23 protein-coding genes are annotated in these 25,819 nt (G+C 41.3%); 19 read left to right on the top strand and 4 right to left on the bottom strand.

Annotation, left to right across the window (positions count from 1 at the left end; genetic code table 11):
- Nucleotides 1-10: 10 nt before the first annotated feature.
- From L6471_RS11875 to bcp, 6 genes are all read left to right on the top strand, one after another.
- A complete protein-coding gene (locus L6471_RS11875) occupies nucleotides 11-2,002 on the top strand; it encodes a TonB-dependent receptor (protein ID WP_237797399.1) in 1,992 nt (663 codons plus the stop codon).
- A 21-nt stretch (nucleotides 2,003-2,023) separates the two neighbouring features.
- The gene (locus L6471_RS11870) at nucleotides 2,024-3,103 is read left to right on the top strand and encodes an NHL repeat-containing protein (RefSeq protein ID WP_006283339.1); all 1,080 of its coding nucleotides are present in this window, start codon (nucleotides 2,024-2,026) and stop codon (nucleotides 3,101-3,103) included.
- 80 nt (nucleotides 3,104-3,183) lie between these two features.
- The gene (locus tag L6471_RS11865) at nucleotides 3,184-4,314 is read left to right on the top strand and encodes an ABC transporter substrate-binding protein (protein ID WP_006283338.1); all 1,131 of its coding nucleotides are present in this window, start codon (nucleotides 3,184-3,186) and stop codon (nucleotides 4,312-4,314) included.
- Nucleotides 4,315-4,327: 13 nt separating this feature from the next.
- Nucleotides 4,328-5,344: an iron ABC transporter permease gene (locus L6471_RS11860; protein ID WP_237797398.1), complete on the top strand. Its 1,017-nt coding sequence runs from the start codon at nucleotides 4,328-4,330 to the stop codon at nucleotides 5,342-5,344.
- Between the two features lie 101 nt (nucleotides 5,345-5,445).
- Nucleotides 5,446-6,354: a patatin-like phospholipase family protein gene (locus L6471_RS11855; protein ID WP_237797397.1), complete on the top strand. Its 909-nt coding sequence runs from the start codon at nucleotides 5,446-5,448 to the stop codon at nucleotides 6,352-6,354.
- A gap of 14 nt (nucleotides 6,355-6,368) precedes the next feature.
- Nucleotides 6,369-6,818 carry a thioredoxin-dependent thiol peroxidase gene (bcp, locus tag L6471_RS11850; RefSeq protein ID WP_027453591.1) on the top strand — a complete coding sequence of 150 codons (450 nt, stop codon included), beginning with the start codon at nucleotides 6,369-6,371 and terminating at the stop codon, nucleotides 6,816-6,818.
- A gap of 35 nt (nucleotides 6,819-6,853) precedes the next feature.
- On the opposite strand, the gene L6471_RS11845 is transcribed toward bcp, so the two are convergent.
- Genes L6471_RS11845 through L6471_RS11835 form a run of 3 tightly spaced genes read right to left on the bottom strand, consistent with a single transcriptional unit; the run spans nucleotide 6,854 to nucleotide 9,507 of the window.
- Complete coding sequence (locus L6471_RS11845; RefSeq protein ID WP_237797396.1) at nucleotides 6,854-7,522, bottom strand: AlkZ-related protein; 669 nt, start codon at nucleotides 7,520-7,522, stop codon at nucleotides 6,854-6,856.
- 30 nt (nucleotides 7,523-7,552) lie between these two features.
- Entirely contained in the window at nucleotides 7,553-8,359 is an 807-nt protein-coding gene (locus L6471_RS11840) for a DNA alkylation repair protein (protein WP_036858142.1), read from the bottom strand.
- A 44-nt stretch (nucleotides 8,360-8,403) separates the two neighbouring features.
- Nucleotides 8,404-9,507, bottom strand: a complete 1,104-nt coding sequence (locus L6471_RS11835) for a cation diffusion facilitator family transporter (protein ID WP_237797395.1) — start codon at nucleotides 9,505-9,507, stop codon at nucleotides 8,404-8,406.
- Between the two features lie 209 nt (nucleotides 9,508-9,716).
- Here L6471_RS11835 and L6471_RS11830 point away from each other — a divergent pair, with 209 nt between their 5' ends.
- The gene (locus L6471_RS11830; RefSeq protein ID WP_278989719.1) at nucleotides 9,717-10,133 is read left to right on the top strand and encodes a glutathione peroxidase; all 417 of its coding nucleotides are present in this window, start codon (nucleotides 9,717-9,719) and stop codon (nucleotides 10,131-10,133) included.
- Between the two features lie 118 nt (nucleotides 10,134-10,251).
- Here the strand turns inward: L6471_RS11830 and rbr are convergent, their stop codons facing one another.
- Complete coding sequence (rbr, locus tag L6471_RS11825; RefSeq protein WP_237797394.1) at nucleotides 10,252-10,794, bottom strand: rubrerythrin; 543 nt, start codon at nucleotides 10,792-10,794, stop codon at nucleotides 10,252-10,254.
- Nucleotides 10,795-12,033: 1,239 nt separating this feature from the next.
- Between rbr and L6471_RS11820 the strand changes: the two genes are divergently transcribed.
- The 12 genes from L6471_RS11820 (at nucleotide 12,034) to L6471_RS11765 (ending at nucleotide 25,636) form a co-directional block, all read left to right on the top strand.
- Nucleotides 12,034-12,759, top strand: coding sequence for an AAA family ATPase (locus tag L6471_RS11820; protein ID WP_237797393.1), 726 nt, complete (start codon nucleotides 12,034-12,036; stop codon nucleotides 12,757-12,759).
- Between the two features lie 6 nt (nucleotides 12,760-12,765).
- Nucleotides 12,766-13,611, top strand: a complete 846-nt coding sequence (locus tag L6471_RS11815) for a DUF4435 domain-containing protein (RefSeq protein ID WP_237797392.1) — start codon at nucleotides 12,766-12,768, stop codon at nucleotides 13,609-13,611.
- Between the two features lie 2 nt (nucleotides 13,612-13,613).
- Nucleotides 13,614-13,811 carry a helix-turn-helix transcriptional regulator gene (locus L6471_RS11810; RefSeq protein WP_094449095.1) on the top strand — a complete coding sequence of 66 codons (198 nt, stop codon included), beginning with the start codon at nucleotides 13,614-13,616 and terminating at the stop codon, nucleotides 13,809-13,811.
- The gene (locus L6471_RS11805; RefSeq protein ID WP_237797391.1) at nucleotides 13,812-14,282 is read left to right on the top strand and encodes a winged helix-turn-helix transcriptional regulator; all 471 of its coding nucleotides are present in this window, start codon (nucleotides 13,812-13,814) and stop codon (nucleotides 14,280-14,282) included.
- A gap of 62 nt (nucleotides 14,283-14,344) precedes the next feature.
- A complete protein-coding gene (locus L6471_RS11800) occupies nucleotides 14,345-14,620 on the top strand; it encodes a hypothetical protein (RefSeq protein WP_237797390.1) in 276 nt (91 codons plus the stop codon).
- Between the two features lie 6 nt (nucleotides 14,621-14,626).
- Entirely contained in the window at nucleotides 14,627-15,826 is a 1,200-nt protein-coding gene (locus L6471_RS11795; protein WP_237797389.1) for a hypothetical protein, read from the top strand.
- The gene (locus tag L6471_RS11790; protein ID WP_094434149.1) at nucleotides 15,816-16,373 is read left to right on the top strand and encodes a condensin complex protein MksE; all 558 of its coding nucleotides are present in this window, start codon (nucleotides 15,816-15,818) and stop codon (nucleotides 16,371-16,373) included. The genes L6471_RS11795 and L6471_RS11790 overlap by 11 nt, the downstream gene beginning before the upstream one ends.
- Entirely contained in the window at nucleotides 16,357-20,010 is a 3,654-nt protein-coding gene (locus L6471_RS11785) for an ATP-binding protein (protein WP_237797388.1), read from the top strand. Before L6471_RS11790 ends, L6471_RS11785 begins: the two co-directional genes overlap by 17 nt.
- Before the next feature lie 9 nt (nucleotides 20,011-20,019).
- Nucleotides 20,020-20,850: a DUF7281 domain-containing protein gene (locus tag L6471_RS11780; RefSeq protein WP_237797387.1), complete on the top strand. Its 831-nt coding sequence runs from the start codon at nucleotides 20,020-20,022 to the stop codon at nucleotides 20,848-20,850.
- Nucleotides 20,851-20,867: 17 nt separating this feature from the next.
- Nucleotides 20,868-24,041, top strand: a complete 3,174-nt coding sequence (locus L6471_RS11775; RefSeq protein WP_237797386.1) for a DUF3427 domain-containing protein — start codon at nucleotides 20,868-20,870, stop codon at nucleotides 24,039-24,041.
- A 2-nt stretch (nucleotides 24,042-24,043) separates the two neighbouring features.
- Nucleotides 24,044-24,457, top strand: a complete 414-nt coding sequence (locus L6471_RS11770; RefSeq protein WP_237797385.1) for a (deoxy)nucleoside triphosphate pyrophosphohydrolase — start codon at nucleotides 24,044-24,046, stop codon at nucleotides 24,455-24,457.
- Between the two features lie 42 nt (nucleotides 24,458-24,499).
- The gene (locus L6471_RS11765) at nucleotides 24,500-25,636 is read left to right on the top strand and encodes a Fic family protein (protein WP_237797384.1); all 1,137 of its coding nucleotides are present in this window, start codon (nucleotides 24,500-24,502) and stop codon (nucleotides 25,634-25,636) included.
- Nucleotides 25,637-25,819: the final 183 nt, after the last annotated feature.

The raw sequence follows: 25,819 nt of genomic DNA, 5'->3' as shown, positions 1-25,819 counted from the left end.
TCGAGGAAGAATGAGAAAACAAATAGGTATTATCATAGGGGTGTTGGCTTTTGCCCAAACGACCCTGGCACAGAAAGACTCTATATTATTGGATAATGTAGAGGTAGTAGCTTCTATGCTTCATCGTAACATATCTTCAGCTACTAATATCCAGACTATTCAGAAAGCTGATCTTATCGATTTAGGTATCGATAATGTGGCTGATGCCGTTAAGCGATTTGCTGGTGTCAGTGTACGCGATTATGGTGGTATTGGTGGTATGAAGACAGTTTCTATTCATAATTTAGGCACCCATCATGTTGCCATAAGTTATGACGGCGTAACCTTGAGTAATACACAGGCTGGGCAAATTGATATCGGTCGGTATGATACAGATAATCTATCGAGTATTTCCCTGTCGCTAGGTGATGAAGATCAACTTATGTTGGCAGCTCGCCAATATGTATCAGCGGGAGTCTTAGCCCTAAAATCAGAACGTCCACTTTTTGAAGCTAATCGTACTAATCATCTCAAAGTTAATCTTACGGCAGGATCATTTGGATATTTATCGCCATCCTTCCGATATAGTCATCGGATAGGAGAGCGTACCAGTGTATCTTTTCAGGGAAAGATGATGCGTGCCGATGGACAGTATCCGTATACCTTAACTAATGGCAGACTGAAGACGCGCGAGCATCGCTATAATAGTGATATTCAGAGTTGGCAGGGAGAAGTAAATCTGTATCATACTTTTGCCAATGCCAACGAACTTGATGTAAAAGCATATTGGTATTATTCGCAAAGAGGATTACCAGGAGCTGTTATTCTGTATGCCAATCCTTCAGAAGAACGAATGTGGGATGAAGATTTCTTCGTACAGTCTGTTTATCGTGCGCATCTTCATCAACGATTACAGTTGGAAGCTCGGTTGAAATACACCCATTCCTGGAATAAATATCGTGATGTAGGGTCTGAATACCCTTCAGGAGAACAGGTTGATATAGACCGACAGGATGAATATTATGGTTCGGCCACCTTAGGCTGGAATATTGCCAAAGGGCTGGATATGAGCATAGCCGAAGATCTCAGCTATAATAAGTTGAAGAACAATGTGTATGTCAATACAAATTATGATGTACCTCTTCCAACCCGCCTTACTTCGATTTCGGCTTTAGCCATGAAGTGGCGTATTAATCGTCTTAAAATAAATGGCAGTTTGGGGTATACTTATGCTCACGAAATGGTGGAAGCAGGCAATAAACCGGCAGACAAAACACGTTTCACGCCAAGTATCGCTCTGAATTATCGTTTGTTAGCTCATATACCGCTATTTTTCAGAGCCATGTGGAAGAATACGTTCCGTGTGCCGACCTTCAACGATCTTTATTATCGAAGGCTGGGTAATGTAAACCTACGTCCGGAGATAGCTCATCAGTACAGTACCGGATTAACCTGGGAAACCCATTATCGGGCGTTGCGCTATTTATCGTTTACTGTAGATGGATATTATCATGATGTACGCGATAAGATTGTAGCTTTCCCAAGTACCTATGTATGGCGAATGGCCAATTATGGGAAGGTAGATATCTGGGGAGTTGATATGACGATGGGAGCACAGGTGGATATAGCCAGCCGATGGAATGCGAAGTTCTCAGCAGCAGCCACTTGGCAGCAGGCTTTGGATAAGACGAATGCCACCTCTCAGACTTATAATAGTATGTTGCCTTATACCCCTAAGTGGAGTGGTAATGGTTCCATAGTACTCTCTACGCCATGGCTCAATATCGGCTATAGTGTTATTATGCAAGGCAGTCGCTATTCTTCCGCCCAAAATAAGTTAGAGTATCGTTTGAATGCTTTTTGGGAGCATAGCCTTACACTCAATCGTGAGTTTCAACTGAAGTCTTTCCGACTGAATCTTCAGGCCAAGGTAACCAATCTTACCGACCAGCAGTATGAAATTATACAGTATTATCCGATGCCTGGAAGACAGTTTACTTTTTCAGGAACATTCTATTTTTAAAAATTAATATTAACAATGAAAATGAAGAAAATCTATGCAGCTCTTTTCTTGATGCCTGCAGTTTTAGGCCTTGTATCTTGTAGTGATGATGAGTGGAATTCCTTAGGAGAAGGTAAAGTAGAACTGACTACAAGTCATCGTGCATTCATCCTCAATGAAGGTTCAATGAACCAAAACAATTCTAGTATCACTTATTTTGACTGGTCTGCAACTGGTGATTCTGCCGCAGTAGACTTGTATGCTACTCAGAATGGTCAGAAGTTGGGTGATACTGGTAATGATATAGAGGTAGTCGACAACAATCGAGTTGTAGTAGCTATTAATGTGAGCAACTATGTCGCTTTGCTCGATGGTTATGGTATAGAGAAGTCTCGTATCAGCTTTGAAAAGTATAAGAATTTGGGTCAAGTACGTAATGTTGCTGTAGAAGGCGATACCGTATATGCCGTTTCTTATGGTGGTTATATCAGCCGAATTAGTATGAAGGGTAACAAACTGGAGTATGTCGATTCTTTGAAGGTTGGCGACCGTCCTGAAGATGTTGTTAAGAATAATGGCAAACTCTATGTAACCCTACAAGGAGCAGATTATAAAGATAATCGTGTAGCTATAGTTAGTAACTTCAAGACCATCAACTATGCTGAGGTGATGCAAGATCCTGCTCGTTTGTATGCTGATGGTGACAAGATTTATGTTACAGGTTTTGGAGCTTATTATGATAACCCATGGGGTGTACTTGATACCAAGACTAATACATACACACAGATTGGTAATGCTTCGTCTATTACTTTGGGCAATGGTGTAATTTATGCTGCTAATAGTGCAACAGATTGGAAAACGTATGCTGTCTCAACCACACTCTTCACCTATACTATAGCAGACGGCAAGGAAAATACTTCTTATTTCCAAAATGTACCAGCAGCCATCAACTCAAATACCGTATATAGTGTAAGCTATAACAAGTATAATCAGCATGTATACTTCATCACATCAGACTACGTGAATGATGGAATCGTTTACGAATTTGATGAGAAAGGTGCATTTGTTCGTCAGTTCTCTGCCGGTGGTGTCAATTCACATGGCATCTGTTTCTTGAATTAATCTATTCTGTCGAAAGAATTTATTCAATATATTGTCATTTGACAAACTAACAAGTTAACATTTTAACAAGATATTCCTCGATGAAACAGATTTGGAATATACTATTGTTAGCTGTCGTATTGCTTTGTTCTTGTGGTGGTAAGAATACTGCTCCCCAGGAACAGGGCGATACGATTTCGCTTCAATATGCCCGTCATCTTACACTTGTTAAGTATGACGGATATACATTAGCTAATTTAACTGATCCATGGCGTCAAGGCAAGTTGCTTCATCAGTATGCGTTGGTGCCCCAAGGCAAAAAGGGAGATGCACTGGTATCCACTCTAGAAGCTAAGAAATATACAGTAGTGCGAACACCGGTAAAACGAAGCATTGTCTTTACGACCACCCATTGTTCGCTTCTTACCGATCTTGGCGCTCAGCAGGCTATTACGGGGGTGTGTGATTTGAAATACATCAATATACCTTGGATACAAAAAGCAGTAAAAGCAAGAAGGTTGGCAGATTGTGGTGATGGAATGAACGCTGATGTTGAGAAGATTATCGATGCCAAGCCACAAGTCTTACTCTTATCGCCTTTCGAAAATAGTGGTGGATATGGCAAGTTAGAGGAAATTCATATCCCCCTTATAGAGTGTGCTGAATATATGGAAACCTCGTCATTGGGTAGAGCCGAATGGATGAAATTTTATGGTTTACTTTATGGTAAGGAGAAAGAAGCAAATGCTTTATTTACAGCTATAGTACATGAATATCAACGGCTAAAGGCCTTGGCTATGTCTACCAAAAAACGTCCGGTAGTTATTACAGAGCGCAAGACAGGATCTGTATGGTATGTACCAGGTGGTGGTAGTACTACAGCAGCTACTATTAAGGATGCCGGTGGACAGTATGCCTTTGCCGACAATAAAAGTCAAGGATCATTGAGTTTGTCATTTGAGAAAGTACTTGATAAGGCTGGTCAGGCTGATATCTGGTTTTTCAAGTATAATGACCATCCAGCCAATATGCAGGAGCTATTGGCAGAATACCATGGCTATAGTCAGTTGAAAGCTTTTCAGAACAGACAAGTTTTTGGTGCCAATTGTACGGTAGTACCATTTTTTGAGGAATCAGGTTTTCATCCAGAGTATGTATTACGTGATATGATTATTATTCTCCATCCGGAATTAAAAATTGGTACTTTGAAATACTATCATCGTCTGAAATAAGTTATTTACATATATGAGCAGACGAAATATCATCGCATTAAGTTTATTAGTAGCAGGCATTATAGTTCTGTTTTGGGTCAATTTGTTGGTGGGCAGTGTAGATATCCCTGTTCGCGATATGTTCGCCATTCTTACAGGCAATGGTGGAGTGAAAGATTCATGGCGTTTCATCGTCATGGAGTCCCGTTTGCCCCAAGCGATGACAGCTCTTCTTAGTGGAGCAGCATTGGCCGTTAGCGGTTTGCTGCTTCAGACAGCTTTTCACAATCCTCTAGCAGGTCCTGATGTCTTTGGCATTAACAGTGGAGCCGGTTTGGGTGTAGCTTTGGTGATGCTTGCTTTTGGTGGAAGCATTGCAGTAGCAACCGTTTCTATTTCAGGTTTTATGGCTGTTATACTGGCAGCCTTAGCCGGTGCGATGGTAGTTACAGCTATCATCTTTGTTTGTTCTTCTATCGTCAAAGATCATGTACTGCTTCTCATCATCGGTATTATGATAGGCTATCTGGCCAGTTCAGTTGTCTCCCTTCTTAATTTTTTTGCTACAGAAGAAGGAGTTAAATCGTATATGGTATGGGGTATGGGTAATTTTGGAGGTGTATCTATGTCTCAGATGCCATACTTTGCCCTGACGGTTATATTAGGTTTAGCTTTGAGTATTGTGCTTGTAAAGCCCCTTAATATTCTTTTGTTAGGTGAGAACTACGCACGTAACCTAGGCATCAACATCCGTTTTGTTCGTAATCTACTCCTACTTGATACAGGTTTACTTACAGCTGTAGTAACCGCTTTTTGTGGACCAATCGCCTTTATTGGTCTGGCTGTTCCTAATATAGCCCGAATGCTTTTGGTAACCGACAATCATCGTATACTCATTCCTGGGACCATGCTGGCAGGATCAGCCATCGCTTTGCTCTGCAATGCCCTCTGCTGTCTTCCTGGTGAAATGAGTATTATTCCGCTTAATGCCGTTACTCCAATCATGGGTGCCCCTGTTATCGTGTATGTCATTTTTAAGGCTAGACGATAATTTTTACTTGTCTTTTATTTTTGTGTTAAGAAAATGCAGTATATTTGTACAGTAATATGTATTCGGAGTAGCGAATAATAAGATATTAATAACTGCGACAAATGGGAGTATTGCATAATTTTCTCAAGCATATTTTTCTTACTCCACCACGTAGCAAGAATGTAGCTTTGGTTCTTGGTGGAGGAGGAGCACGAGGTTTCGCTCATATCGGTGCTATAGAGGCCCTTTTAGAGCGAGGATATACGATACATGCCGTATCGGGAACATCTATGGGTGCGCTAGTAGGAGGTTTTTTCGCGGCTGGTAAACTGCAAGAACTTAAATCTATCATTTTGGATATGAGCAAGACTGAAATGATGTCACTCATGGACGTATCGTTGGGACTTGACCATGTCTTTTCAGGTGAAAAACTGATGAATCTCTTTGATGAAATAATAGGCGTAGCGCGCATTGAATATCTTCCCATCAAGTTTTGTTGTTCGGCATCCGATCTGGTAACAGGAAAAGAATATGTATTTCGTGAAGGTATGCTTAAGACAGCTATCCGAGCCAGCATCTCTATCCCCTGCATTTTCAAGCCTGTTACTTTAGGCGACAAGATACTAGTAGATGGTAGTGTGCATAATACCCTGCCTCTTAATCGGGTGGAGCGAACTAAAGATGATATTCTAGTGGCTGTTAATGTGTCAGCCTCTGAAGAAGAACCATTTTCGCTTTATGCGCATAAAGATCCGAAATCGCAAGGAGATATTAAGAAGATTGTGAAACGTATCTTTCCATTTCTTAAGATTAACTATTCTGACAATACATTTAATATAGCTTGGAGAGTCTCTCGCATGTCAATAGCTAATAATACTCAGATGGCTATGCAACTTACACCTCCTGATATTTGCGTAGAGATGGCGATGGATAAATATAGCATGTTTGATTACGATAAAACTCATCAGATTATAGAGTATGGTTATCGGGAAATGAACCGTATGCTTAATCAGTATGAAATGCATATATAAAAGAATATAAGACTATGGAAATTGGACAGAAATTACCTGAATTCCTGGGAATAGATCAGGATGGAAAAGAGTGGAAAACCAGTGATTTGGCTGGAAAGAAAATCGTACTTTACTTCTATCCCAAAGACTCAACCCCGGGATGTACCAATGAGGCTTGTAACTTACGTGATAACTATGAGCGATTTCTAGCTTTAGGTTATGTCGTACTTGGTGTAAGCATTCAAGATGCTAAGTCGCATAAGAAATTTATTGAAAAATATAACCTGCCATTCCCATTGCTTTGCGATACCGAAAAGAAATTGGTAGAAGAGATGGGGGTATGGGGCGAAAAGAAAATGGCTGGTCGTACTTATATGGGAACCTTCCGTACCACTTTTATTGCTGATGAAGAAGGTACTATCATTCAGATATTCGGCCCTAAGCAGATTAAGGTAAAGGAGCATGCTGAGCAAATCTTGAAGTAAACAGAAAATCTTCCTGTGAGGTGTTTTCTGTCATTTTACCCCATGAGTTTCTCAATCTGCTTCTCGCTAGCATCGGGTAACAACTGATGTAGATGCTCCTTGATTCGTTCATACGATTCTTCTGGCGAACAGTCGCATTCACAGGCACTTTTGCCAAAGAGATCTTCGGGTGTATTGAGTAATGCCCATCCCCATCCATATTCGCGATTGTGTTTGTCAAGAGGATATACAAAGTCTTCGGTAACAATATAAGTAGCCATCTGCAAACGGGTAATGTAACTGTCAAATCGAGATCGCATCTTTGGCCCAGTAAACCCACAAGCAGCACGTAATTCTCGAGTTATCATACTACCCGAATTCTTGAGTACATCAAGTATAGCGCTTTCTATGGACTCGTAATCAGGCCTAGGGTTCTTACTTCTTCGATAATTACAGAAATCTGGCCACCATTCACGGCTGATAAAACCAGCTTTCTTATTGAAGAATTTACCATATACGCATGGGCTATCTGTAACAATCTGTCCTTTCCACTTCCACAGCGGCCAATCCCATCCACCTTCAGGAAAGGTGATGTATCGACAGTCTTCGTCAACGATGTCTTCGGCAGAAAAACCATCGATACCGCTATCGAGCAATGGCAGAAATCCGATTTGCTGTATCAGTTCCATCATCTGTGGAGCGTTATGTATTTTAGGAAAATTCATATCTTATTCCTTTCTTATCTTAGTGTAAAGTTACTTTTTCATCCATTTTTGACGTTCCGATTCATCCATTTTCTCGATAGCATAGCGAAGAGTCGTGCGAGGCATGGTGTGGGCATGCAATTCTAGAAAAGAACGAAGCAAGTCTATGCTTACGCGCTTGCCCATTTCACGAAGCATCCAGCCTACTGCCTTGTGCATCAAATCGTGTGGATGATGCAGGTGTATTTCGGCATAGCGTAGACACCATGAAGGATCGCCCTTAGCGCTTGTCTTCCAACTACAGACGATACTCATGCGCTGGCGCCAAAGATTATCGCTATATGCTAGATGGTCTACGATGGCTTGTTTGCCGGCTAAGGTTGTAAGTTTGTCAGAAGAACAGGATTTGCCATCAATCTCTTCTTGTGTAAGATGGGTCGGCAGTAACAGCCAGGAACCCAGTATTTTTGGTGCAGATAGGTCTACCAAATCCCAGTTGTTAGCTTGATGGGCATACTGTAGATATGTCTTTACGATGGCATCACGCTTAGCCATGGCTACTTCATCATTGACAAGTCGTTTGGTAGAGAGCCGTTCAAATTGAGCTACCATGATGAGTAGTCCACAAAGCCGTACTTCGTGCCAAGGTGAAAGTAACAGTTTGTGGATTTCCTGAAGCTGAAAATCAGGATCAGCTTGTTTTACTATAGCGCGTGTCTGTGGTACTTTCAGCCCTAGAAATCGGTCACCTTCACCATATTCTCCCGGACCGGTTTTGAAGAAACGCATGAGCAGTTCTCGCTGACTGTCATTCTGCTGAAGCGTTAAGACATGTATAATTTCCTTGGCTGTATGCATCGTTTTTGTAACTTAATTTTAAATTGCGAAGTTTCTCGTATTGCTTAATCACTGAAATTTTGATCGAGAATAATATGGAAATGATAGTCTCGATAGTCGTTCTGAAGTGAGGCTATAAACTGATCACGAAGCGCCTCGGCATCTTTAACCTTGTATTCGGGCATTATATCGAAGGTAATAGTCTTGGTATCAAAGTCGACGAAGAAACCATGAGCAGAGTAGATACCATCAGTATTAAATGCACGTTTCATAATATCGTTCTGCATGCGGGCAACTTTAGTTTCTCCAGTGTTTACTGCATAGATACCCACGGTAGCGATGATGCCAAACTTCTCGTGTAAGCGTTCTGCGATGCTTCGTTCTAAAAAGTGAATTTCAGAAGCTGTAGTCGTATCGAGTACATTTACGTGGAGCGATCCGATGGTAGTATCGGGCCCATAAGTGTGTAGTATTAAGTCAAACACCCCATGTACACCTTTGAAAGTCATGACTTCGTCTTTTATCTCTTGGATATATTCGTTAGAGATACGACTACCGAGGAGCTCGTTGATAGGTGATTTGAGCATATCTATGCCACTCTTGATAATAATGATAGAGATAAGTGTGCCTAAGTAACCATCGATAGAAACATTCCAGAGCAACATAATAATAGCAGAAATAAGAGTAGAGAGTGTGATAATGGCATCGAATAGGGCATCGCTTCCACTTGCAATAAGAGAATCACTCTTTAGCATCTTGCCTTTACTCTTAACATATCGGCCTAATATAAGTTTCACCACAATAGATACGATAATGATAATGAGCGTAAAATTGGTATAGTTGGGTTCTGTGGGATGAAAAATCTTTTTAGTTGACTCTACGAGTGAACTGAAACCGGCAACAAGCACAATTATCGAAATGATGATAGCAGAAAAATATTCCACTCGACCATGTCCGAAGGGGTGCATACGATCAGCTGGGCGCTCCGAAAGTTTTGTGCCGATAATTGTGATAGCAGAAGAGAGGGCATCGCTAAAATTGTTGACAGCATCCATGATGATGGCAATGGAGCTGGCAAAGATACCAACTACAGCCTTAAAGGCTGCAAGAAATATATTGGCAATAATGCCAACAATACTGGTGCGAATAATTTCCTGGTTTCTATCCATGATTTGAATATATTTTTATCGTATATGGTTTGTTTTATCTGCAAAGATAAGTAAAATTAAGTATCTGTAGTTGAAAAGCTGTGTTTTATAATTCTTCATGCGATATTTATAGCTATAATTACACAAGTGCATGATTTAACTTATCGTTGACGATGTATTGTTAATAAATCTTTCGAATTTCTATCATCGCTTACGATATTAGTTAATGAATTATAAAAGGTAAGGTTATTCTTATCGTTAATACAGCCAGCAAGTGTGGATTCACACCACAGTTTGAGGGATTGGAAGCTCTTAACCAAAAATATAAGGATAGAGGTTTGGTGATTATCGGTTTTCCATGCAATCAGTTTGGTCATCAGGATCCAGGAAGTGATGCCGAAATCAGTGGCTTTTGCAAGTTGAATTATGGAGTGTCTTTCCAGATGATGAAGAAAGTGGATGTAAATGGCGAAAATGCCCATCCTATTTTCAAGTATTTGAAAAAGCAAGCAGGTGGATTTATAACAAGTGCAATCAAATGGAACTTTACCAAATTCTTGATATCGCGTGATGGTAAGAAAATAGAGCGTTATTCACCTATTACCAAGCCGGAAAAATTAGAAAAGGATATCGAGGCATTGTTATAACTATTTACTATATTATTATATAAAGTGATGGGGGAGCAGTCATTTAGGCTGTTCCCCCTTTTTAATTTTTAACGTATCCTCTTTTTGTTCCTATTATCAGACCGTGTAATAGGATAGATTAATAATTATCTGCAGAAATTTCAAAATAGCTTTTAGGATGGTTACATGTAGGACAAACTTCTGGAGCCTTTTTCCCAATAACGATATGTCCACAGTTGCGACATTTCCAGATACGGTCATCATCACGTGAGAAGACGATTCCCTCTTCGATATTCTGGAGTAGTTTTTTGTAGCGTTCCTCGTGATGCTTCTCAATGGCAGCAACTAAACGGAATTTGGAAGCAATTTCAGTGAAACCTTCCTCTTCAGCTTCTTTTGCCATGCGATCATACATATCAGTCCACTCATAGTTTTCCCCTTCAGCAGCAGCTTTCAGGTTACTCATAGTGTCTCGAATAGCACCACCCTCTAGATATTTAAACCACAACTTAGCATGTTCTTTTTCATTCGTAGCGGTTTCTTCGAAAATGGCAGCAATCTGCTCATAGCCATCTTTCTTAGCCTTGCTGGCAAAGTAAGTGTACTTGTTTCGTGCTTGGCTCTCTCCTGCAAAAGCTTCTAGCAGGTTTTTTTCTGTTTTTGTACCTTTTAGTTCTTTCATCTTGTTTCTAAATTAATGTGTTGTGATATAAAATGGATTAATTAGCAGGTTCCCAGCGATTTTACCTGCATTCAGAGGAGTTCCTGCTTTTTTCATAGTTTCTAAAACGATGTCTTTTGAAGCCATAGATAATTATTTTTATGTGTTGGACTTAATTATTATACTTTCTGGTAGAAGATATACCTCTTATGAAGAGATAGAGTATATTTCAGTTTTGTATATTGCAAATATAAGATTAATTGTTATTTTTTGCAAGAAAAAAAGAAGAATTTGTACCTATGTGTATGGTTTTTGTGCATTTAATTAGAATTTTATTGACAAGAACCCTCTTGAGTTTTGCGTATTTGAAATAGTCAGAATAGAAGGCCTCAAATACACGAATTATGAAGCGTTTTTGTATCTGTCTGAATACCAGCGTGTTACGATTTTCTCGCTTCGTTGGTTTAATAAATGGGCGCCAAAACCCCAGTTCCTAGGGGGCAAAAGCTAAGACTTTATCCGCTAAACTCTATGACCTTATCGCATCAACCCTAAGGTTTCGACCCTTAGGACCTGGGGTTTTGGCGGGAGAGAAAATCGAGGGGAAGAAAAAAGACCAAACAGGCAGATCAAAAGTTGAATATTTTGAGCTAGATGACGATTTCAGATGGTACTGTTTTTTTGATATATTATTTGACATTATAATGCATGCATGATAGCCATGATTTTTGTTATTTACTTATCAGACTTATTTCACTTCCTCGAAAACGACTTTAACTGACTATCAATGCGTTAGTACCGGATGTTGCACACATGTCGCAAAAACGGAAATAACCATTGATAATCAACATGTTACAAAATCACTGCAAAGTGACATATTTCTCCCAAAACAACCAAAATAAAACACAGAAAAAATCACAAACTTGCTACATTTTTTTTGATTTTGGCTGGGCATGAAATTCAGAAATGGCAAAAAATCGTCGTTACTAAAATCTGCCAATATTGGCAACTTTTAGTCGTGAGGCCTTATAGCTCTACATTAAATTTCTGCCAATGGTGGTACTTTTTGTGGTCAAGCACACAAAAAATGGTATCTACAAAGAAAAAAAGTGAAGAAAATGCTATTAAAATGGGAAATATTACAGAAAATGTAGATATTTATTCTTTGTTTTAGCAAAAAATGATTAATTTTGTATGCGTATTATTATAATATGGTGTTAACTCATCCAGAAGTAACGAACTGATTAAAGAATAGGTTTTATGTCGTACTCCAAAATTAAAGAAATCTCAACTTGTCTTTGGGACAAGTATAATGTTCGCTTCGAAGCCAACGAGGATGTGAACATCATCGTTGGTATCAACGGTAGTGGCAAAACTACGTTGCTCAACGAGATTTATAAGTTAGCTCTTGAGAAGCTCGATGATAAAAAACAAATTGTGTTTGTACCTTCCATTGACAATATTACCATGCGTGACAAACGCAAGGGGGTGAATGCATTGACCCAAGATCTTGAATTCTATATGTTCGACATGAAAACGGGACCATCAATGATGTACCATCGTATGGCCATGATTGATGCTTCCGCAAAAAAACAGGCTAAGATGAAAGCACGTATTGATGGATTCATTTCAACCGTAAACGGCTTGTTCAAAGATACGGGTAAGCACATCGAAATTGAAGGAAACAAATTCAATATTCTCTCTAGAGAACAGATTATACCGATTGACGCTCTGTCTTCTGGAGAAAAGCAGATCCTTTTGATTTTGCTTCGTGTATTCCTTATGGATGGCAAAGAAGCATACGTATTACTTGATGAACCAGAGAACTCACTTGACATCAGTTGGCAATATGAGTTAATCAATACTCTTGTGAAACTCAACCCTAATGCGCAATACTTTATCACCACTCATTCTCCAAGTATTTTTGGCGACGGATGGGGCGATAAGATTATTTACATGGAGGACATTACTACTCCAATTAAGTAATGTGATATGAACAGAATTGAAGAACAAGCACGTTACTTTCGTAATATTCCTTTGCGCGACAGAAGCATCAAGGCGGTTGTACATTTGGAGGATGCTGAGGATAAACTTTTCTGGAACAACCAACTCCAACAGGCCTTCTCAGGAAAGTACCTCTTTATTCCATACTCGAAGAATGAGAAAGGTAATGACGTACATGGTTGTGAACAATGTCTTCGCTACAAAGCATATCTTACAAAGACTTTCTTCATTTGTATAGATAGTGATTTGCGGCAACTGAAAGGCGAAGTTGAATTAACAGCAGACAACTACATTGCCCAAACGTATGCCTATTCCTGGGAGAATCATTTCTGCGAGGCAGAGCATCTTCAAAGTAGATTTGCAGAATTAGTGCCTAAGGCCGGATTTGACTTCAATGTTTTTTTGCAAGAGCTCTCCAAAGTAGTATATAAGCCGCTCCTTTATCTTGTGCATTACAGCCAAAGTTCCGAGTTAAATCAACAATGGAACATTACCAAATTCAATGCGTGTCTGCCACTGCAACCCAAGCGAGAAGAAGTCGCAGATAATGGTAGTGCTTATATAGAGAATGTGAAACGGCTCTTTGAAGATGCTCTTCGTAATCTTCAGCAGCCAGAAAACATGATAAACGAGCATCTTGACGAGGCTAATGCTTATCTCCACATACAAGGACATCAACTTTACAAACTCGTACTCCACATTGGTACCATGCTCTGCAATGGAACTGGAGTGGCATTCAAGACAGATGTTCTCGACAAGTCCATCCATACAGACGGATATTTGGAGATAGACAATGTGCAATCAGATCTCAAAATAATAACTTCAACAGAATAAAAATGGAAAATCGGATAAAAGTAGTACTCGTAGATAAGAAGAGAACCAACAAGTGGTTATCCGAGCAGTTGGGCTGTGCGCCTACTACTGTGAGTAAATGGTGTACCAATGCTTGCCAGCCACCTATGGAGACATTCGTCAAAATCGCAGAACTCCTCGAAGTCGATATAAACGAACTGTTGAGAATAGAGAAGGGTTAAATGATAACAAAAGACGAAATACAAGAACTGCTGCATAGCACGGAAACCTATCGTGTGGAGCGAACCACGTCAACTGATAAACGAAGCAAGAGCAGAGGACAAGTTCGCTTGGACTATGCCTTGCAAGGAGGAAAAAGGCGAGAGCCAACAGGTGACATGGATAAGTTTCAGGAGGCTATTTGTGCCTTTGCGAATGACAACGGCGGTAATGTTGGCGGTAATATTGGCGGTGATATCGTAGAAAATGTCGTGGGAAAAGATCTTAATGACGTAGAAAAGCCTTCTGATGTCGTAGAAAACATTTTTGCAAGCATATCTAAGAATTCAACCATATCCACAAAAAAACTGGCTGCGATGTATTCTCTTTCTGAAAGACAAGTACAGCGTATCATGACCAAATTGAAAGAACAAGGTGTTATCCGTCGTATTGGCCCAGACAAAGGTGGGCACTGGGAAATAATAGCACCATAGATTTTAAGGGTAAGATGACAGTAAGAAGTAAACAAGAAATAAAAAAACAAAACATAACTCTGATGGATTACGACAATGGATTCATATTGCAGAAGACGGTGGACTGGTCGTTGCTGAATGACCATTCCAGTTTCGGTGTGCTCGCTGTTTTACCCCACCACATCGACTACTTCACCCGTTCGCAGAACAACGACTCCACGAACATCATTATCATCAGTCACAATTACCATCGCATTATCCACGAGAATAATCCTATGTTCAATCGCAAAAAGTTCCAGTTCGAGTTCCCAAATGGTGAGGTATTGCGGCTGAAGCTGTATGAACATTTGAAAGTTTGATACTTTATGGAGATACTATCACATTTCAGAACCATAGAAGAGCTTACTAAAACACTCTCGCGAGAACAAGGATTATTGAGCGAGATGTTTGAGAAGCGGAAACTGATGAAGTTTCCGCAAGGACTGGCTTTGGAATTGGTGGGTGGTAATGAAGCCCGACTGAGAAAACTGCTGGATTATGGTGTACTAGTGGAAACGGGTAATACAGTAGAGATTGAGAGTGACTATCTCAATTTCTTTGAAGAAGTATTGAACGTGAACGAGGAAATTAGTGTTCTGAGCGTACAGGAATGTATCAACACTCTAAAAGAATACATTGGCTATTTCTTACAAGAAACGAATACCAACCGTAAGGCAGGATATCAGGATAGTGTACGGCAACTACTGAAGAAAACGGGATTCAGGACTCTGAAGAATGTGGTGGACCTGAAACGCAATATGGATAATGCGTATAAGCAAGAGCCTAACTATATTATCAAGAAAAAGAAACTTCAGAACCTTGATGAGAAAAGTCACAGTATCCGTTCGATGATACGTGAATGTGAGAAACTGATGGACAATGAGCACGCCTTCTTCCTGATGGCCAATGATCCACACATGGCAAAGACGTGCAGCGACGTGAAACACGACTTTGTGGAGGCGTACCATGCGTTGATGGAAATAGACAGGCAGATTATTGTTTATATCAACCAGATAGAACAGCAGAACCAACTCTATAAGAAGATACGTAAGCTGAAATATCTGCAAGACCAGTTGCTTATCAAGACAGATACTAATCTGGTGCAGGTGCTGGATGAAAGTAATCCGCTATGGATGGAATCCCGCCAATACAGCAAAATAAGGCTCTCTTTGGAAATGCTTAGAGAGAATGACCAGATAGTAAGCATTCTGAGACGGATAGCCGAGCGCAATGGTCTGCGGAAAACAGCCAGGACAGAGGCGGAACCGCTGACAGACGAGGACTTGCAAGACCATGTGCAGCGGTTAAAAGGTGTCGATCCTGCTGAGGTATGGAATGCCTTTTCTGCTTCGAGCTACAACCTGTTTGATTTCATCCTGAGATATGATTATAAGACCAAGCGTGATATAGAAGATCACGCAGCTCTCTTTTGCCAACTGGTCATTTTGCATCCTGAAGAATGCCGAATGACAGGGAAATACGCCACCTATCAAGACATTGAATATCCTATCATCTATGCGAAATAATACTCAACGAATATACGAGCGACTGAGCCGCGGAGAATTTCTTTCGGTGGACAGTACTGAAGCCTCTATCCGTCATCTGTACGAGGATATTGAGGAGAACTTCGACGATTATGCAGACTTCTTCAAAGAGATTGGTTTGCAATTGGAGAGTGGCAACGGCTACTTTTACTTCTCACGTATTGGTGAGGGTAAACAATCCATAGAACAAAAGTTAGAGAGTTTTTCGAAATGGCTTGACTATCTGGACTTCCTGAAGACCTATAACCAGTCGTTTACGGCGGGCTATCAGTTCCGAAAGAGCAATCTGATAGAGCAGATCAGCCTGGACATTGAACTGAAGGAGAAAGCAGGTCATCTCTATAAGAAATATGGCGTAGGCTCCTATTTAGAGATAGTGAACAAACTGTTGCAGGAAATGCAGAGTATGGGCTTTGCCGAGTGTGTCAGTGAGCAGGACGAAACCTATAAGATTACATCTGCATTTCACTATGCTGAAGAACTGGTTAACATGATTCAAATAGCCAACGAAGATGAAATACCTGAATAAGATCATATTTATCAATAGCGCCAATATACCCTACGCTGAAATTTCTGTAGATGGCAACGTACATTTCACGGGAACCCAAGGTGTGGGCAAGAGTACTGTGCTAAGGGCATTACTTTTCTTTTATAATGCTGATAAGCATCGCCTTGGCATACAGCAAGCTCAAAAGTCGTTTGACGAGTTCTATTTCCGCCAGTCAAACTCTTATATCCTTTACGAGGTAATGCGCGACAATGGGGCATACACTATTTTGGTGAGCCGTTATCAGGGACGTGCCTCATGGCGATTCATAGATGCTCCTTATCAGCGTGATTGGCTCGTAGATGAAGACAAACAAGTGTTGAGCGATTGGGTTAAAATACGCGAGCGAATCGACAAAAACGTGTCTGTATCTGCAAGAATAGATTCTGGCGTGATGTTTAAAGATATCATCTTTGGCAATACTCACGACCACAAATACACTCGCTATGCCTTGGTGCAGAGTGCCCATTATCAGAATATTCCACGAAGCATTCAGAACGTATTTCTGAACACCAAACTGGATGCCGACTTCGTGAAGAACACCATCATACAATCTATGGCAGATGAGGATCTTCCCATCGACCTGCAGACTTATAGAAGACTGGTGACTGACTTTGAACGCGAGTATGACGAAATAGACTGCTGGTTCAGGCAGACTCGTGACGGTAACTACCCTGTGCGCCAACAGGCAGTGAAGATTGCTGAACAGGGGAGAAGAATCGTGGCTCTCGACCAGCAATTATTAGATGTATGGCGGATGTTGAATCACGCTGTGGCTGAAAGCGAAGAGAAGATACCACTCTTGGAATCTGAGGCTACTGAACTAAAAACAGACATCGATAAAGAGCGCACCCGTGAAAAAGAACTTACAGCAGAATATGAAAAGGAAAAAGATGCGCTGAACCAAGAATTGGGAGGCAAAAAGAGTAAACTGAAAGAGATCGTTCAGGCAAGAAAAGAATTTGAAGCACTGGGTATCGAAGAGAAACTTGCATTGGCCGCTCGTGAAGAAAGCATCAAACAAGAGACTGCTGATAAGCAAATGTTATTGGATGACCTATTGAAAACCCATGCGTCTATAGAGGAAAAATACAATATCGCCAGAGGGAAGCTGGAGAATGCCCGTCAGTCATTTGAAAATGCTCAAAAAGAAGCCTATTATCAGAAGCAAGAGTCATTGCAAAAGGAACGAAAGCTGCTAGAGGATGAACGAACGAAAAACAGAAACTCACTAATGGATGCCTTCAACAATTGGCGGCATGAATCGGATGGGCGACTGGAGTTGTTACAGAAAGAACAAAACAGGGCTGACAATGCCGTAAAAGATTTGCGCTTGTGGCATCCCAAGGCTGATGAAGTGACTCAGATAAAGGAACAGCTTCAGAAATTGGAGGTAACAGAAAAGGAGAACGCTGCACGACAAACAGCCGTAAAGAGTCAGATTGCTCAGATTACCACTGAGTATGAGATGAAAGAAGCAGAACTGAAACAGGTCTCTCAGCGCGAGCAAGAACGTTTAGAAACTAACCGATCACAGTATAGAGAGCAAATCACCAAGATTGAAGAATTGCTTTCAAATCTTGATGGTTCGTTGTATCAATGGTTAACAGAAAATGCTGAAGGTTGGGAAGAGACCATCGGAAAAGTGGTTGATGAAGAAAGAATCCTATATGCCGGAGGACTTGAACCCCAATTGGTAAAAGCAGCATCTGATGGCTTATTTGGTGTCAAGCTGAACTTAGACAACATTGATGCCGTACATCGTACCCCCGATGATTATCGTACAGAGAAGAAACATTTGGAAGAGCAACTGCAACAGACAAACCGAGAACTGACACATCTGCCTGTCACACTTCAAGAGGACATTTCGAAACTTGGAAAGAAATATGCTGTTCAGCTCAATCCGCTCCGTCAGCAAGCAACATTGTTGAAAGTGGAAGCAGAACAGATTCCCGTGAAGCGTCAGGATCTGCAAAATCAGCAACACAAGTTGGAGATGGAAGAGCAAGATCTGATTGCACAGGAAAAGGAAATGCGTGAACGGGCTTTCAATGAGGCTCTGCTTAAAGTACAGGCAGAAAAAGAAGTTCGCGAGGCGAAAGAGGCTAAGAATAAAAAGGAACTCAAAGACCTTGATACAGCCTTCAACAAAACCTCAAAAGCCCTTGACGAAGGATTGCATGCATTCAAGGTGTTGCAGGACAAAGAAGCGACCACTAGAAATCAAGAGTTCGATGCTCAAATGTCTCAACTTGACGAACAGCAGAAAGCAGAACTGGCAGGAAAGGGCGTGGATGTGACGCTGCTGGATCAATACCGTAAGGCTTTAGACGCTCTCAAGGAATTGTCGAAACAGATAGAAGCAGAACGTCCAACGGTCATCAGATATCGTGATGCAGAGCAAAATCTGTTTGCGAAAGAACCTGTAATCAAGAAGAGTATCAAGGACATTGAGCAACAGCTTGCAATGATGCGTCAACGCTATGAAGACAAGCGTACCCGTATCGAGAAGAAACGGCAGGAGTTGGAAGAACGTCAGAAGTCGATTCTGAAGGACTTGACGCACAGACGTGAGGGACTGAACCAATACCATCAAATGGTGGAGAACGAGCATCTTGTGCCAGACACATTCCTCTCAGATGACAAACTGATAGTGGGCCATCAGGACTGTCAACAACTCATCAGCCAATTGAGAGGAATAGTCAATCAGAAGCGGGAAACGATAGAAAAACTGAAGGATACTGTTATCAACTTCAATCGCAACTTCAAGCCTCAGAATGCGTTCCATTTCAATACGATGCCTGTAACAGATAATGATTATTTGCAGATTGCTGTTGATTTGCAAGACTTTATGGACAACAACAAAATTGAAGAGTTCCGTCGTCGCACCAGTGAGCATTATAAAGATATTCTGGGACGTATCTCTACAGAAATTGGTGCGCTAATGAAGCGTAGGTCAGATGTGGACAGCGTGATACTCGATATCAATAGGGATTTTGTAGAGAAGAACTTTGCTGGTGTCATTAAAAGTATCGAACTCAGAGCCAATGAGTCATCCGACAGACTCACGCAGTTACTCATGTCCATTCATGACTATACAGTGGAGAATGCGTTGTCGATTGGTGAACTCAACCTTTTCTCAAGCGACAATCGTGACGAGGTTAACCGCAAGGTTGTAGATTACCTGAAGAGTCTCTCCCATCAGTTGCAGGATGAACAAAGTCGCCCAACGGTATCACTTGGCGATGCATTCCGTCTGCAGTTCAGAGTAAAAGAAAACGATAATGATACGAACTGGGTAGAACGTATCAATAATGTGGGGTCTGATGGAACTGATATTTTGGTTAAGGCAATGGTGAATATCATGCTTATCAACGTGTTCAAAAAGAAAGCAGAAAGGAAGAATGGCAATTTCATCGTACATTGTATGATGGATGAGATTGGGCGACTTCATCCCAATAACATCAAAGGCATTCTGCAGTTTGCCAATTCGCGTAACATCTATCTCATCAACAGTTCGCCAACGTCATATAACCCATACGATTACAAATACACCTATCTACTCAGTAAGCATGGTGTAAAGACAAGAGTGGACAAATTGTTGAAACGAACAAAATAGGACTGAATTATGGCAATAAGCGCATCCATACAAGCATTGATTTCTGGTAAGCAGGTGGCTGGTTCAAAGCTAAGCAGCAAACTGCTTAATGAACTGATGGCAGAAGGGCTGTTGTCAGTCGTGACTCATGGTTCGAGAAAATCATATCGCGCTCGTGACGTTGAGGCCTTGAAAAGATATCTCATAGACAAGGATGAAAGCTATCGAATGCTTGAAGTCAGCAGTTTCGTTTCTCGTGCTTCTTTGGCGGCAGAAACAGGAAACTCTAAGTTAATGACAGTTCGCTCTTGCCCTGGCTTCCCTGTTAATAGCTACGAGCCCATCTCATGTTCACTTTGCGACAAAGATTTTGTTGTCAATCCACATGAAGGCAGCTTTGTGTTCATCGACAACTGGCAGCAATTTTCTATTCCTCAAGACATAGTCGTTGTGGGTATTGAGAACATGGAGAACTTCCGTAGGATTCGTCAGCAAAAGAAATTGTTTGAATCTGTGCTGGGTAATATGCCGCTGCTGTTTGTCTCTCGCTATCCACAATCGACAGACCTGCGTAATTGGCTTATGGGTATTCCAAATAGGTACGTACACTTCGGTGATTTCGATTTAGCAGGAATTCACATCTTCCTGACAGAATTCCAAAAATACCTTGGTGATCGTGCATCATTCTTAATCCCTTCTGATATTGAACAACGATTGACTCAAGGTTCTGCAACTAGGTATAATATTCAATACAACAAATTTCATACACTTCGGTGTACTGATACAAAATTGCAGTCGTTGATTGGGTTGATCATGAATTATCATAAATGTTATGACCAGGAAGGGTACATTATAAAATAAAAACAATAGTTACGCCTATGAAGATTGGAATTTATGAGCAGATAATCAACCAGTTGTTCGAAGAGAAAATCTCTTCGATTGACCAGAACCGGTTTTACATCGGGGAGCGGGTCATTAAGAAGGATGAGGTGGCAAAGTTGCTGTCGATGTATTTGACGAGCATCTTTGAACAGGTGCTGTCTGATATGGTTGATATAAATGATGAGACTGATGAAGAAGACGAACAAAAAGATTCATCTGTCAAAAGGGGGCTGGAGTTAGCCAATTCCATCATTCGTAAACTGGTAAATGAGTTCCATTTGGATTCTGGCAACTTGGTTTCTGCTCAGGCCAAGATTTTGACAGCAGTAATTGATAAGACTCAATCGGATTATCCAGATTTGGCAAAACGTCTGGAGGAGATGATGCCAATGAAGGGTCTCATAAACGGGGCTCTGTTTACAGGCAAGGGGATGAAGATGTATACGGAGTTACAGAAAGAAATAGCTTCAGCTGATGAAATCCGTTTGATGGTGTCGTTTATCAAGAAACGTGGGCTTGCTCTTATTTTGCCACGGTTGAGAGAGTTTACCAACAGAGGAGGGCAACTGAAGGTAATCACAACAACCTATATGCAGGCTACGGATTATGATGCCATTATCCAGCTGTCATCGTTGAATAATACAGAAATAAAAATTACATACGATGTCTCCTCAGAGCGCCTTCATGCAAAAGCTTATGTTTTCCTTCGTGATACAGGCTTTAATACAGCATATATAGGTTCTTCAAATATCTCCGAACAAGCACTTGATACAGGTGCAGAATGGAATGTGAAGGTAACGCAAATGGAGCAGCCACGAATGATGAAGACCATTCTTGGTGCATTTGATGCTTCATGGTGGGCAGATGGTTACGAGACTTTTGTGAATGGCGAAGATAACGAGAGGCTGAAAGCAGCCTTAAACAAAGAAGTGGATAATGAAATAGATTTCTCGACACTTAAGGGCTTAATTCGTCCTTTCGATTATCAGCAAGAGATTCTAGAACGACTTCAGGTTGAACGCGAGGTGCGGAATCATTGGAAGAATTTGGTGGTCGCTGCAACTGGAACAGGCAAGACCGTAATGGCTGCCAGCGATTACAAGGCATTTGCAGAAAAACACGAACGTGCCCGTCTGTTGTTCGTGGCTCACAGGGAAGAAATCCTCCGACAGAGTCTCCAGACTTTCCGGCAAGTACTTTCTGACTATAACTTTGGCGAGAAATGGTATGGAGGCGAAGAACCTGCAAATTATGAATATGTGTTCGCCTCAAAGGACACATTGAACAACCGTTTGGATAGTTTGTCATTACCTGAAGACTATTATGATTATATTGTCGTTGATGAGGTTCATCATGTGGCAGCATCTTCTTATCGTAAGATAATTAACCACTTTAGACCTAAAGTGCTTTTAGGATTGACGGCTACTCCTGAGCGAATGGATGGAGAAGACATTACACAAGACTTTGATGGTACCATTTCTGCTGAGATACGTCTTGATGATGCACTGAACAAAGGCTTGCTGGCTCCGTTCTATTACTATGGTATAACAGATTCCGTTGATTATTCAGAGGTTGCCTGGGATAAAGGTCATTATGTGGCATCTGAACTTTCTCGTATTTATAGTTACAATGATGCACGTACTGCTGTGATTTTGCAGTCTTTGCAGAAGTATCTGACCAATATTCGTGATGTCAGGGCTTTGTGTTTCTGTGTTGACCAGCAACATGCCAAATATATGGCTTCCAAATTTACGCTATGTGGATTGAAAGCCGATGTGCTGACCAGTGAAAACGCACAGATGCGAGCACCGCTTTACAGACGATTGAAGAATAAGGAAATCAACTATCTATTTGTAGTGGATATGTTCAACGAGGGTGTAGATATACCCGAGGTTGATACAATTCTTTTCCTTCGTCCCACGGAGAGTCTCACTGTGTTTATCCAGCAGTTTGGACGAGGTCTCCGCAAAGCAGAGGGAAAGACACATGTTAATATACTTGATTTTGTAGGTAACAGTCGAGCTGAATTCAATTATATCGACCGTATGCGTGTGATGCTCGGTAGAACGTCAATGAGTGTCGTAGAGGAAATGGAACGCGATTGCCCTCACTTGCCTTTAGGTTGCCGAATTATACTGGAGCCTAAGGCAAAGGAGCATATCCTGAACAATATCAAGGGGGCTATTAAGCGTTTTACGGCACGAAAGGTCATCGCATTGGTACAGAACTTCGAGAGACATCACTCAGTTCCGCTTACGCTCTCCAATTTCGTAAGAATCTATCAGATGCCCGTAGATAAGCTCTACAAAGGGAGAACGTGGAATCAGATATTGTTTGAGGCTGGGGTGGGCGAAGAGCAATCTCGTTTTAATGAGGAGCTAAGTCGTGCCGTATTCCGTAAGTGGTCTGCAACGGACTCGTATTCCTATTTGAGCTTTATCGAACAACTTGCAAAACGAGCGTTCAGAGTGAGAGTAAACAGAATGAATGCTGTTGATCAAAAGCGATTGCTGATGCTCTACTACGACCTTTTTGAGACGGCTGGAAGATTTGTAAGCCTCCAAGATATGGTTGATGCCCTTGCTGCTGACAAACTATTCTTTGAAGAGCTTGCTGAGGTGATAGGAGTGATGCTTCAAGAGAACAAAGCCTACGAGAAGCCGGATAACTCCCTGTTGCCAAATTTCCCATTGAAGCTCCATGGCGTATATACAAAGGCACAGATTCAGGTTGCTATCGGAACATCGACGTTGGCACGAAAATCGTCAGCTCGCGAGGGTGTGGAACGCAACAAACTGCTGAATGTGGAGGCTATGTTTGTCGATATCATCAAGAATCGTGAAGAGGGCTCTACGACTGATTACGACGACAAGGCGTTGTCACCCTATCTATTCCAATGGGATACTCAGAACCGAGTAAAGCCTGAATCAAATGAAGGTCAGGCTTATATCCATCAGACACAGACCATGTTGCTCTTTGTCCGTGAGCAAAAGAACTTTGTTGAGGACAAGACTCGCACAATGGGATATGTTTATTTGGGTCGTGTTACCCTGAGCGACTGGGAGTACAAGAATTTAGGAAATAGGATGCAAATGCAGATACGTTGGAATATGGTGGAACCGATTCCCGGCAGCGTGATGCACTTCGCACGAATGAAAGAAATTGCATAATTATGAAACAGATAGAAGTCGTAGCAGCGATTATTCGCAAAGGAGATAAGATATTCGCTACTCAGCGAGGATATGGCGAATGGAAAGACTGGTGGGAGTTCCCTGGCGGGAAGATGGAGGCTAGAGAGACACCAGAAGAGGCACTTGTCAGGGAGATTCGTGAGGAACTGTCTGCAGAAATCAGAGTGGATGAGTTTCTTTGTACGGTGGAATATGACTACCCAAAGTTTCATCTGACCATGCATTGTTATATCTGTTCGCTGTTGACAGAAGCGATGCACCTGAATGAACACGAAGCTGCTCGTTGGCTGAAAAATGATGAACTGGACAACGTGAAGTGGTTGCCTGCAGATGCGGAGTTGATATCACATTTAAGATGTCTGAAGGAAGAGAGAAGATACGGAACTGAGCAATAGAGCAGAAATCGGAAACGTTATAAGAATAAAGTAAGACGAGATATGAGCGAAAAGCAGAAATACATTGACTTTGAGGCTTACGAACGTGTGGCAGGGCCACATAAACGTGAGCGGGTTTCGGCTTGGCGTACTGCTATAGGTCTTCAAGACGTAGATGGGCTTCGTGTGTCTGACTATTTGAAGGAAATAGCTGTAAAGCACATTGAGGGTGACATCACCATCGATGAGGTGAGAGAACAGCTACAGTCTTATTATGTGAATAAGACAACGCATGATGCTGACGATGCTGAAAAGGAAGAGGCTGACCGCGTAGCGGCAAACATTACGAAGTTGCTGAATGAAAAGTCTTTTTCATTGACTCCTTTAGAGTTTTTGAACATCCATCGTCATCTATTTGAGGGCGTCTTTAAGCATGCAGGTGAGATTCGTCCCTATGACATCAGCAAAAAAGAATGGGTATTGCAAGGCGATACAGTTGTATATGGTCGTGCAGCAGACATTCATGAAGCATTAAAATATGACATACAGACTGAACGAGATTTCAGTTATAAAGGCTTGACTACAGATGAGATTATCTCGCATGTTGTGGACTTTGTGACTTTATTATGGCAGAACCATCCGTTCCGTGAAGGAAACACGCGAACAACGGCTGTTTTCGTTATCAAATATCTCCGTTCTTGTGGTTTCAATGTAAATAACGAATTGTTCGCTGATAATTCCTGGTACTTCCGTAATGCCCTTGTACGGGCCAATTATAGAAATCCTCAGAAGGGCATACAACCAGACAAGTCTTTCCTCGTAAAGTTTTTCCGTAATTTGCTGCTCGGTGAAAACAATGAACTGAAGAATCGATATATGCTGATTGGGTATAAGGATGACGAGAACGACACCCATACAAGTACCCGTACAAGTACCCATACAAGTTCAAGCGACATACAACCTTCTTCTGAGAATGTAACGCGTTTGGTATTGGCAATCGGTAAAGAAGAAATGAGTGTGAAGAGCATGATGGAGGCTGTAGGTTTGAAGAACCGTCCAAACTTTATGGATTATTCTCTCACACCAGCAATAAGAGAAGGATTTGTGTGTATGAAGTATCCTGCCAATCCCCATCATCCCCGTCAACGTTATTTGCTGACGGTAAAAGGATTGATGTTGTTGGACGGAAATAATGGTTAAGTACTCAATAAGTCAAAAGCATTTGTCCGAGACTATCCAAAAAATTTGGTAAGACTCGGACAAATGCTCATAATATCAGTATTCATCAACTTGACACCAATACTGGGGCTAAACTTGTTCGGAAATTCCGAACATCTTAATCTGATGAGAATGACATGAAGTATAGCTTTTGTCCGACGCTAT

Origin of the sequence: Segatella bryantii (genome assembly GCF_022024215.1) — a bacterium.
In the GTDB taxonomy this organism is placed as follows: domain Bacteria; phylum Bacteroidota; class Bacteroidia; order Bacteroidales; family Bacteroidaceae; genus Prevotella; species Prevotella bryantii.
The sequence above is the reverse complement of the archived record's forward strand: the minus strand, read 5'-3'. Positions and strand labels throughout refer to the sequence as shown.

Coding starts and splice junctions, on each gene's coding strand:
- L6471_RS11875 (WP_237797399.1), top strand. CDS start 11: ATGAGAAAACAAATAGGTATTATCATAGGGGTGTTGGCTTTTGCCCAA.
- L6471_RS11870 (WP_006283339.1), top strand. CDS start 2,024: ATGAAGAAAATCTATGCAGCTCTTTTCTTGATGCCTGCAGTTTTAGGC.
- L6471_RS11865 (WP_006283338.1), top strand. CDS start 3,184: ATGAAACAGATTTGGAATATACTATTGTTAGCTGTCGTATTGCTTTGT.
- L6471_RS11860 (WP_237797398.1), top strand. CDS start 4,328: ATGAGCAGACGAAATATCATCGCATTAAGTTTATTAGTAGCAGGCATT.
- L6471_RS11855 (WP_237797397.1), top strand. CDS start 5,446: ATGGGAGTATTGCATAATTTTCTCAAGCATATTTTTCTTACTCCACCA.
- bcp (WP_027453591.1), top strand. CDS start 6,369: ATGGAAATTGGACAGAAATTACCTGAATTCCTGGGAATAGATCAGGAT.
- L6471_RS11845 (WP_237797396.1), bottom strand. CDS start 7,522: ATGAATTTTCCTAAAATACATAACGCTCCACAGATGATGGAACTGATA.
- L6471_RS11840 (WP_036858142.1), bottom strand. CDS start 8,359: ATGCATACAGCCAAGGAAATTATACATGTCTTAACGCTTCAGCAGAAT.
- L6471_RS11835 (WP_237797395.1), bottom strand. CDS start 9,507: ATGGATAGAAACCAGGAAATTATTCGCACCAGTATTGTTGGCATTATT.
- rbr (WP_237797394.1), bottom strand. CDS start 10,794: ATGAAAGAACTAAAAGGTACAAAAACAGAAAAAAACCTGCTAGAAGCT.
- L6471_RS11820 (WP_237797393.1), top strand. CDS start 12,034: ATGTCGTACTCCAAAATTAAAGAAATCTCAACTTGTCTTTGGGACAAG.
- L6471_RS11815 (WP_237797392.1), top strand. CDS start 12,766: ATGAACAGAATTGAAGAACAAGCACGTTACTTTCGTAATATTCCTTTG.
- L6471_RS11810 (WP_094449095.1), top strand. CDS start 13,614: ATGGAAAATCGGATAAAAGTAGTACTCGTAGATAAGAAGAGAACCAAC.
- L6471_RS11805 (WP_237797391.1), top strand. CDS start 13,812: ATGATAACAAAAGACGAAATACAAGAACTGCTGCATAGCACGGAAACC.
- L6471_RS11800 (WP_237797390.1), top strand. CDS start 14,345: ATGGATTACGACAATGGATTCATATTGCAGAAGACGGTGGACTGGTCG.
- L6471_RS11795 (WP_237797389.1), top strand. CDS start 14,627: ATGGAGATACTATCACATTTCAGAACCATAGAAGAGCTTACTAAAACA.
- L6471_RS11790 (WP_094434149.1), top strand. CDS start 15,816: ATGCGAAATAATACTCAACGAATATACGAGCGACTGAGCCGCGGAGAA.
- L6471_RS11785 (WP_237797388.1), top strand. CDS start 16,357: ATGAAATACCTGAATAAGATCATATTTATCAATAGCGCCAATATACCC.
- L6471_RS11780 (WP_237797387.1), top strand. CDS start 20,020: ATGGCAATAAGCGCATCCATACAAGCATTGATTTCTGGTAAGCAGGTG.
- L6471_RS11775 (WP_237797386.1), top strand. CDS start 20,868: ATGAAGATTGGAATTTATGAGCAGATAATCAACCAGTTGTTCGAAGAG.
- L6471_RS11770 (WP_237797385.1), top strand. CDS start 24,044: ATGAAACAGATAGAAGTCGTAGCAGCGATTATTCGCAAAGGAGATAAG.
- L6471_RS11765 (WP_237797384.1), top strand. CDS start 24,500: ATGAGCGAAAAGCAGAAATACATTGACTTTGAGGCTTACGAACGTGTG.